The sequence below is a fragment of the Protofrankia sp. Cr2 genome (assembly GCF_963555885.1).
In the GTDB taxonomy this organism is placed as follows: domain Bacteria; phylum Actinomycetota; class Actinomycetes; order Frankiales; family Frankiaceae; genus Protofrankia.
Window position 1 is genome coordinate 1,465 of the sequence record NZ_CAUVXG010000096.1, and the last position, 8,204, is coordinate 9,668.

The 8,204-nt window shown below is 66.3% G+C and carries 8 protein-coding genes; 4 read left to right on the plus strand and 4 right to left on the minus strand.

Annotated elements, in window-relative coordinates:
* Nucleotides 1-71: 71 nt before the first annotated feature.
* The 3 genes from U9978_RS23305 to U9978_RS24225 all read left to right on the plus strand — a co-directional run bounded on the left by U9978_RS23305 (nt 72) and on the right by U9978_RS24225 (nt 1,576).
* Nucleotides 72-632 carry an RHS repeat-associated core domain-containing protein gene (locus U9978_RS23305; RefSeq protein WP_322763294.1) on the plus strand — a complete coding sequence of 187 codons (561 nt, stop codon included), beginning with the start codon at nt 72-74 and terminating at the stop codon, nt 630-632.
* Nucleotides 620-1,138 (plus strand): Imm15 family immunity protein, encoded by a 519-nt coding sequence (locus tag U9978_RS23310; RefSeq protein WP_322763289.1) that lies wholly within the window; start codon nt 620-622, stop codon nt 1,136-1,138. The genes U9978_RS23305 and U9978_RS23310 overlap by 13 nt, the downstream gene beginning before the upstream one ends.
* Before the next feature lie 192 nt (nt 1,139-1,330).
* Nucleotides 1,331-1,576, plus strand: coding sequence for a type II toxin-antitoxin system PemK/MazF family toxin (locus tag U9978_RS24225; protein WP_416211116.1), 246 nt, complete (start codon nt 1,331-1,333; stop codon nt 1,574-1,576).
* A gap of 190 nt (nt 1,577-1,766) precedes the next feature.
* Here the strand turns inward: U9978_RS24225 and U9978_RS23315 are convergent, their stop codons facing one another.
* The 4 genes from U9978_RS23315 to U9978_RS23330 form a co-directional block, all read right to left on the minus strand.
* On the minus strand, nt 1,767-2,120 hold the full coding sequence (locus tag U9978_RS23315; protein WP_322763290.1) for a UBP-type zinc finger domain-containing protein: 354 nt from the start codon (nt 2,118-2,120) through the stop codon (nt 1,767-1,769).
* A gap of 44 nt (nt 2,121-2,164) precedes the next feature.
* Nucleotides 2,165-3,667: an ATP-binding protein gene (locus tag U9978_RS23320; RefSeq protein ID WP_322763291.1), complete on the minus strand. Its 1,503-nt coding sequence runs from the start codon at nt 3,665-3,667 to the stop codon at nt 2,165-2,167.
* Complete coding sequence (locus U9978_RS23325; RefSeq protein ID WP_322763295.1) at nt 3,664-5,340, minus strand: FAD-dependent oxidoreductase; 1,677 nt, start codon at nt 5,338-5,340, stop codon at nt 3,664-3,666. The genes U9978_RS23320 and U9978_RS23325 overlap by 4 nt, the downstream gene beginning before the upstream one ends.
* A 240-nt stretch (nt 5,341-5,580) precedes the next feature.
* Nucleotides 5,581-7,134 (minus strand): Na+/H+ antiporter, encoded by a 1,554-nt coding sequence (locus tag U9978_RS23330; RefSeq protein WP_322763292.1) that lies wholly within the window; start codon nt 7,132-7,134, stop codon nt 5,581-5,583.
* 469 nt (nt 7,135-7,603) lie between these two features.
* Between U9978_RS23330 and U9978_RS23335 the strand changes: the two genes are divergently transcribed.
* Nucleotides 7,604-8,038 carry a VOC family protein gene (locus U9978_RS23335; RefSeq protein ID WP_416211117.1) on the plus strand — a complete coding sequence of 145 codons (435 nt, stop codon included), beginning with the start codon at nt 7,604-7,606 and terminating at the stop codon, nt 8,036-8,038.
* Nucleotides 8,039-8,204 lie beyond the last annotated feature (166 nt).

Here is an 8,204-nt window from a genome sequence, read left to right on the forward strand (position 1 = left end):
ACCCGGCTGCGGGCGGCAACGGCAGCGACGACACCGCCGAGCAGGCATGGTTCGACGCCCGGTTTTATGCCATCGTCACCGATCTCGTCGGTACCCCCACCGAACTCCTCGACCCCGCCGGGGAGCTTTCCTGGAAGGCCCGGACCACCCTGTGGGGCGCCGGCCCACCATCGTCTTCCGCCGGTGGTGGCGTCGATTGCCCGCTGCGTTTCCCGGGCCAGTATCACGATCCCGAAACCGGTGCGAACTACAACGTCCACCGCTACTACGATCCCGAGACCGCCCGCTACGACTCCACCGACCCCCTCGGCCTCGGCGGTGGTCTTGATCCGAGTGCTTACGTTCACAACCCCTTGTATTCAATTGATCCACTTGGGCTTGTGCCGTATAGCCCAGAGGAGAAAGGTCGCCTTGCTCGGTTGGCCAGGGGAAAGGTGCGGCGAGGGCAAGGGCCGGATGAGATCGATCGAATAGATCCTCCGAACACATCGGTCACCGGTAGTCAGTGGCACGCTCAGAGGCGCGGTAAAGGCTCTCCCGGTCTAAACCAGGACGGCTCCTTGCATGATGGTGATCCTCAGTTCTCCCGCAAGACCCTGAAATGGTTGAGAGAACACGGATGGGATTCCTGATGCATCTTGATCCAATGTTTCGAGCCGAGTTTGAGAACCTTATCAGGCTGCAGATGCTTGACCGTCTCGAGGATCTCGCGGGTCCGGTCGATCTTTTTGATGAGGTTCCGTTGTACTCACGTTTTTCACAAATTTCATTCCTTGACGATCTATCGCCAGTTGAGAGTAACCGTCTTCTGATCCGTGCTGCGGCTTGGCATCTCTCCAATATTATTTCTTCCAAGCAGGTTGGTAATGTGGCTGTGGTTGATTCTTTCTGCATGTTGTCTATTCTGGATTGGGAGGACTTTGGCGAGGGCGGTCTCGTTACTCCGGCGTTCTGGTTCACGGATCTGCATAGCCGGGTTCTTGCGCAACTCCGACTGGAACCACCCATCAGCACGCAGAGCGCCTTTGTTGCGGATTCCCTAGATCGTGATCCGTCATTCGAGATTTATGAGGACATGCGAAACGTCGAAAATGATCCGCTGTTCGTGAAGCGGGTTTACGTTCAGAAAATCCATTGACGGCGCTCGCGGAAAGTTGAGCCGATCGCCGGCCCGCTCTACCGACTGCACGCTGCACAGATAGTGGAGGGGGCTCCGACCCGCGCCGCTACTGATCTTTAATTCGTGAAGTCGTGTGGGCGTGCGATGATCGTTTACTGTGTGTTGATCGTTGGGTAGCCGGCTGGTATAAGGTACGCGACGGGTGGCGGGTTGACCGCCAGGGGCCGCGAGCAGGCTGGACAGCGCCCGGTCCTCGTGGTGTCCTCCCGTTTCCACCTGGCTCTGACCGGTGGTGCACTGGTGAGCGTCCTTCCGCTGACCACTCGGGAGCGGCCTGGCTGGGTCCATCGGGTCCGGATCGACACCCCGGTAAGCCCACCAGCTGGGCCATCACTGAACAGGTCCGTACCGTCTCGGCCAACCGGCTCACCGGTCGCGGTCCGCTCTACCGGCTGAATGTCGAGCAGATCGCCGAGGTACGCACCGTACTGGCCCAGATGATCGATTTCTGAATCGGGCTCTCGGAGCGAGACCCTTCCTCGGAGGCGATGATCGGCGTTTGTTTGTTGTTAGGTACGGTTTTCGGCCGGATGGGCGTACCTGACGACAAACTCGCGCCGATCTTGTCGACGGACGGTACCCACCCTCAGTGCAGCTGGGCCTGCCAGTCGGCGGGCACCTGCCCGGCCGGGCCGGGCGTCGGTTGGCCCAGTGGGTGATGCTCGGGCGGCGCCAGCGGCGGCCCGTCGTAGAACTGTTCGGTCTGGTAGTCCCAGAACCAGGTCTCGCCTGGCTCGAAGCTGCGGATGAGCGGATGGCCGGTTGTGGCCGCGTGCGCGCTCGCGTGCTGGGAGGGGGAGGAGTCGCAGCAGCCGATGTGGCCGCACCGGGCGCAGCGGCGCAGATGGAACCACCACCCGGGGCCGTGGCCGGCGGCGCATTCGGCGCATCCCGTCCCGCTCGGTGTCGCGGACGGATCGATCGTGGTCACCTCAGTCATGCGGCTCACCTCGCTCTTGCGGCTCGCTCTTGCGGCTCGCTCGGTCATACGGTCGGTTCATCGGATGGACGGGCAGGCAGCCGGACCCGGAACCGGGTGTCGCCGGGCACCGACTCCACCGACAGGTCGCCGTGGTGTTTGGTGACCACGATGCGCCAGGAGATGTCCAGGCCGAGACCGGTACCCTTGCCCACCGGTTTGGTGGTGAAGAACGGTTCGAAGATCCGGTCGCGGATCTCTGGCGCCACGCCCGGCCCGGTGTCGGCGATCTCGACGACCAGGTGGTCATGGCTGGATGTCGTGCGCACGGTCAACGTACCGGCGCCGTCCATGGCGGCGACCGCGTTGTCGATCAGGTTCGTCCAGACCTGATTGAGCTCGGCTGCATAGGCGGGGATCTTCGGTAGCGTCCGGTCGTAGTCCCTGACAACGGTGATGCGCTCGCCGATCGTGTCGGTGAGCATCACCAGGGTGCTGTCCAGCAGCTCGTGGACGTCGACCCGCTGATAGGGCGCGCGGTCCAGCTGGGAGTACTGCTTGGCGGCGGTCACCAGGGTCGAGATCCGGGTCGTGGAGTCCGCTATCTCGTTCACGAGCAACTCCGTTTCGACCGTGTAGTTCAACCAGCGGATGGCGCCTTCACGTATCGCGTCGGGGACGCTGGCCGCGACCTGGTCCAGCCAGGGCAGGTCGAGACCGGCCTGGACGAAGGTCGGGGCGAGATCCCAGCCGTCGGCGATGCCGTGTTCGTCGAGCCAGTCGGTAACCGCGTCCTCCCTGTCGCCGACTTCCAGCGGAGTCAGGACCGGCGCTTTCGCGACCCGCTCCACCGCCTCCTCCTGCAGCCGGATCAGGGTGTCCAATGCGGCCCGGTCATATGGTCCCGAGGCGATCAGGCCGAGCTTGTGCCGCATCCCGGCGACCCGTTCCCGCAACGCCGACGTGGCCCGTACCGCGGCCGCGGCCGGGTTGTTCAACTCATGGGTGAGCCCGGCGGACAGGGAGCCCAACGCCAGCAGCCGTTCCCGTTGACCGACCGCCTGCTGGGTGGTCCGCATGCCGAAGAACAGCCCTTCCAGCATGTGCACGGCCATCGGGAACCATTCGTGCATCAGCCGCGCCAGCGCATCCGCCGGGAGCACGAAGAAACGCGACGGTTCGCTGGCCCGCAACGAGGCGCTGTAGACCTGTGGTGCCCGCTCGCCCAGATATGCCTGAAAGGCGCCCGCGTACACGCCGCGCTGGGATGTGCGGCTGATTTCCACGTCGTCGGCACCGATCCGTCGTGACATCACCAGCGCGCCTTCGATGAGCACGTAGAAGCAGGTGGCAGGTTCCCCTTCGGTAAAGACCTGTCCTGGTCCGATGGACTCGACGCGTCCTTGCGCGCACAGCCAGGCCAACTGGTCCTCGGTGAGTTTCTCGAACAGGAACAGCGTACGGAGCTCGTCCGCGCTGCACGCCGTCTGTGCCGTCTGTGCCGTCTGTGCCGTCTGTGCCGTCGACGGTGTTGATGGCGGGGTGGCGCTCTGCGCCGGGCCGGTCATCGCTTGTCCAGATAGCGGTGGACCAGGGTGATGGCCATGGCACCCTCACCGACCGCGGAGGCGACCCGTTTCACCGACTCGGCCCGCGCGTCGCCGGCCACGAAGACACCCGGAACGCTGGTCTCCAGATGGTATGGATCCCGGTCCAGGGGCCATCCGCGCGGCCGTTGTCCGTCGACCACGAGGTCAGGACCGGCTATGACGAATCCGCGGCTGTCCCGGACGATCACGCCGTCCAACCAGTCGGTGCGCGGCGCCGCCCCGATGAAGACGAACAGCCACTGCGCGTCGACCGTCTCCGTGACACCGGTCGCATTGTCACGGAGCGTCAGTTGCTCCAGGTGTTCCGTGCCATGGCCGGCGACGACCTCGGTGCAGGGCCGTACTGAGATCGCCGGGATGCCGGCGATCTGCTCGATGAGGTAGTGGGACATGGACGCTTCCAGCGACGGGCCGCGGACGAGCATGATCACCGAGCGGGCATGCCGGGCGAAGTACACCGCCGCCTGCCCGGCGGAGTTCGCCCCGCCGACGATGTAGACGTCCTGCCCCGCGCAGCCGGACGCCTCGGTCAGCGCGGAGCCGTAGAAGACGCCGCGGCCGGTCAGCGTCTCCAGCCCGGGAGCCGCCAGCTGCCGGTAGGACACGCCGGTCGCCAGGATGACCGTGTGGGCGTCGATCTGTCCACTGTCGGCGAAGTGCACCGTCCGCGCCGAGCCGTTGGCCTCCAGGCCGACGACGTCACGGGCGGTGAGTACCTCGGCGCCGAATTTGGTTGCCTGCCGGCGGGCACGGTCGGTGAGCTGCGCCCCGGAGACTCCGTCGGGGAAGCCGAGATAGTTCTCGATCCGTGAGCTCTGTCCGGCCTGGCCGCCGGTTGCGGTCCGTTCGACCAGCACGGTCCGCAGCCCTTCGGATGCGCCGTACACGGCCGCGCCCAGACCGGCCGGACCCCCGCCGATGACGATCACGTCGTAGAAGTCGGCGGCCGGCGAGGTGCTGAGCCCGACCCGGTTGGCGAGTTCGGAATCGGTGGGCTCCACCAGCGCCGCGCCGCTCTGCGTGATCACGACCGGGAGGGTCGCGCCGTCCGCTCCGGCCGCGGCCAGCAGCCGCTCACCTTCCGGTTCGTCGGCGAGGTACCACCGGTAGGGCACCTGGTTGCGGGCGAGGAAATCGCGGACCTCGTGCGACCGTGCGGACCAGCGGTGGCCGACGACCTTGGTCTCCGGCACGGGTCGATGGTCCGCGGCGTGCCAGGCCTCGAGCAGGGCGTCCACGACCGGGTAGAGCTTCTCCTCCGGCGGATCCCACGGCTTGAGCAGGTAGTGGTCCAGGTCGACGACGTTGATGGCGTCGATCGCGGCATCGGTGTCGGCGTACGCGGTCAGCAGCACCCGCCGGGCCGTGGGGAACAGGTCCATCGCCTGTTCGAGGAACTCGATGCCGTTCATCCGCGGCATGCGGTAGTCGGCCAGCATCACCGCGACCTGGTCGCCGCGCAGCTTCAGCTCGCGCATCGCGTCCAGCGCCTGCTCGCCGGACTCGGCTCGGATGATCCGGTGGCTCTCGCCGTACCGCCGTCGCAGGTCACGGCTGACCGCTCGGGAGACGCTCTGGTCATCGTCGACGGTGATCAGAGCCGCACGCACGGCCGAACGGGGCGCCGTCATGGTTAACCAGTCAAGCACGTGCGGCCACTCCCTGGCAGGTCGCCGCGGCTCTGATCCTGCTCTACGCACACCCGGTCAGCGGTACTCGGCGAGGCGGGGCCGGACACCGCCAAGGAGAAACAGGACGACGAGAACGACAGCGGTGATCACACCGGCAGTCCAGCCACGTAATTCTCCCTCGCCGGGTCTTCAATCGACTGTGGAACCACTCTGATCACCGCTATCGGGGTTACCGGAACCTCAGCGCCCGCCCAGACCGGCCTCCTCCAGGTCCAGGTCGCGTTGCAGGCGTCGACGTGTCGTATCGCTGACCTGGTGGGCGTCATACAGGCGGCGTAGCTCGGCGCTCTGCACGGCGATCACCTCGCGGCGCAGTTCGCGGTATACCTGGAGGAGGGTCCTGCCCGGCTGGTCGTCGTTGTGCTCGGTGGGTTGCTCCAGGCGTGCGTGGAGGTTACGGCGCACGCGGTCGATGGCCGCCTCCGGGACGGTATCCAGCCCGGTGATGTCGTCGAGGTGGGTGAGTCCGGCGTGGATGAGCCGGTCACGGGCACGGGTTTCCTCCCGGGCGGTGTGCTCGGGTTCGAGAGCGAGCCCGGAACGGCCCACGACGTGGGCAAGGCTCAGGCCCTGGACGACGAGGGTGAAGACGACGACGGCGGTGGTGAGGGTCAGGACCAGGGGGCGTCCGGGTAGTGGGGTGCCGTCGGTGGCGGCGAGCGGGATGGACAGGGCTGCGGCCAGCGGCATCACGCCCCGGGTGCCGGCCCAGGTCACCACGCCCGCCAGGCGCCAGGACGGGCGGCCTCTGGTGGGCCTGACCGCCGCGGACAGCGGAAGCATCCACACCACCCGCAGGGCGATCAGAGTGGCGGCGATGGCGAGTGCCTGCAGCGGCCACAGACCGGTTCCGGCCGGGAGTTCACGGATCAGGGACGGCAGTTCAAGGCCGACAATGCTGAAGACGACGCTCTCCAGCAGAAAGATCACCACCGCGTACACAGCGTGCAGCTGCAGCCGGATATGGGCGTCACTGAGCTGGTGCCCGGACCGGCCTAGCAGCACGCCCGCGACCACGACGGCGGTGATCCCCGACATGTGCGCGGACTCGGCCAGCACATAGGCGGTGTACGGGGTGATCAGGGCGATCACGGTCTCCAGCACGGGGTCGGTGGTGCGGCGGCGGATGGCCGCGACCACCACCGCGACCACCGCGCCGATCGCACTTCCACCGCCCGCAAGCAGGACGAACTCACCGCCGGCCACGTCCCAGCTGACCGCGCCGGAGGCCACCGCGACGGTGACTGCGACCTTGAAGAGCACCAGCGAGGTGGCGTCGTTGAACAGGCTCTCCGCCTGTACCAGTACCTGCACCCGGCCGGGAAGCGCGAGCCTGCGGCCGAGCGCGGTGACCGCGACCGGGTCGGTACTGGCCAGCACCGCGCCCAGCACGAAAGCCATGGCGACCGGCAACGGCGTGAGCGCAGCGGTCACCGCGCCCACGGCGGCGGAGGAGGCCAGCACCAGGCCGAACGCCAGAACAACGACCGGCCGCCACACCATGCGCAGGTCGCGCAGGGACAGCTCCTCGGCGGAGGCGTACAGCAGCGGGGGCAGGACGACCAGACCGATGGTCTGCGGAGCTATGTGCAAGGTAGGAGTGCCCGGCATGAGCGCCACTGCAAGACCGGCCAGCACCAGCAGCGGTGGAGCGGGCACCCGCCAGCGGCGTGCCCCGGTGGCTACCGCGGTTGCCAGCACCACAAGAAAAAGGAGGGTCCCCACCGCGCGCATCCGCCGAACCTCTGGTCCGTGATCGGGGTTGCTGCCGCGGATCGCTGCAGTCCATCCCCCACGCCGACCAGGCTTCCCGGCACACCTGAAACAGATTTTATCAATTCCTCAGCTGTTTCATGCGGTGGGACGGGCGCAGGGCCGCGTCAAGACGACATTTTGTATCTGTTTACTTACGTTAAGTATTGAGAGGAGGTTTGCAAGATTGCAGTAGTTGATCATTGGAACGCGTTTGAGAACACCGACTGACCCTCATGGGGCACCAATCCCGCCCGGTTGTGACCCGCCGCCGTCCACGCTGCCGTCCACGCCGACGTCGTCGGCCTCAGTGGGCTCGGCCGCACGCTGCCCGGTCAATGGCCGACACCCTTGCGCGAGTGGAGGACAGGCTGTTGTGGATGCAGGCTGAGCACGCAGTGAAAATGCCTGACAACGGAGGGTGATTTCCCTCGTGAAGTACCTTTCAGTAATGGAGCAGCGTGTCAGCTTGATCACATTGGGCGTTGCCGACGTGCGGCGCGCTCGGGCGTTTTATGAGCGGCTGGGTTGGCACGGTCAAGAGGTCGAAGAGACCGTGTTCTTTCAGGCCGGCGGCATCGCGCTGGTCCTCTGGGGTCGTGACAAGCTCGCACGCGACTGCGCTATCACAGACGGGCCGGCCAGCGGCTTCAGCGGCGTCACCCTCGCACACAATGTTCGGTCCGAGGCGGAGGTTGACGATCTTATCGCGACGGCGGAGCGGGTAGGGGCAACGGTCACCCGTCCTCCGGCTGAGACGTTCTATGGTGGCTATGCGGGAGTCTTCACCGACCTTGACGGTCATGCCTGGGAGATTGCGTACAACCCGGGCTTCCCACTTGCAGCGGACGGCTCGATCACCGTCCCCGAGTTCCCCGCCGGATGACCGGTCGGGGGTACCGGGGTGTGCGCGCTCAGATCCCAGCGATCACAGAACTCGGCGCTCACAGGTTCACCTCCACCCCTGCCGCCACCCGGTATCAGGGAACGCCGCCGAAGAGATCGTCGCCGGGGCCGTCATGTTTGCTGTGGCCGGTCCACGTTTCGTGATT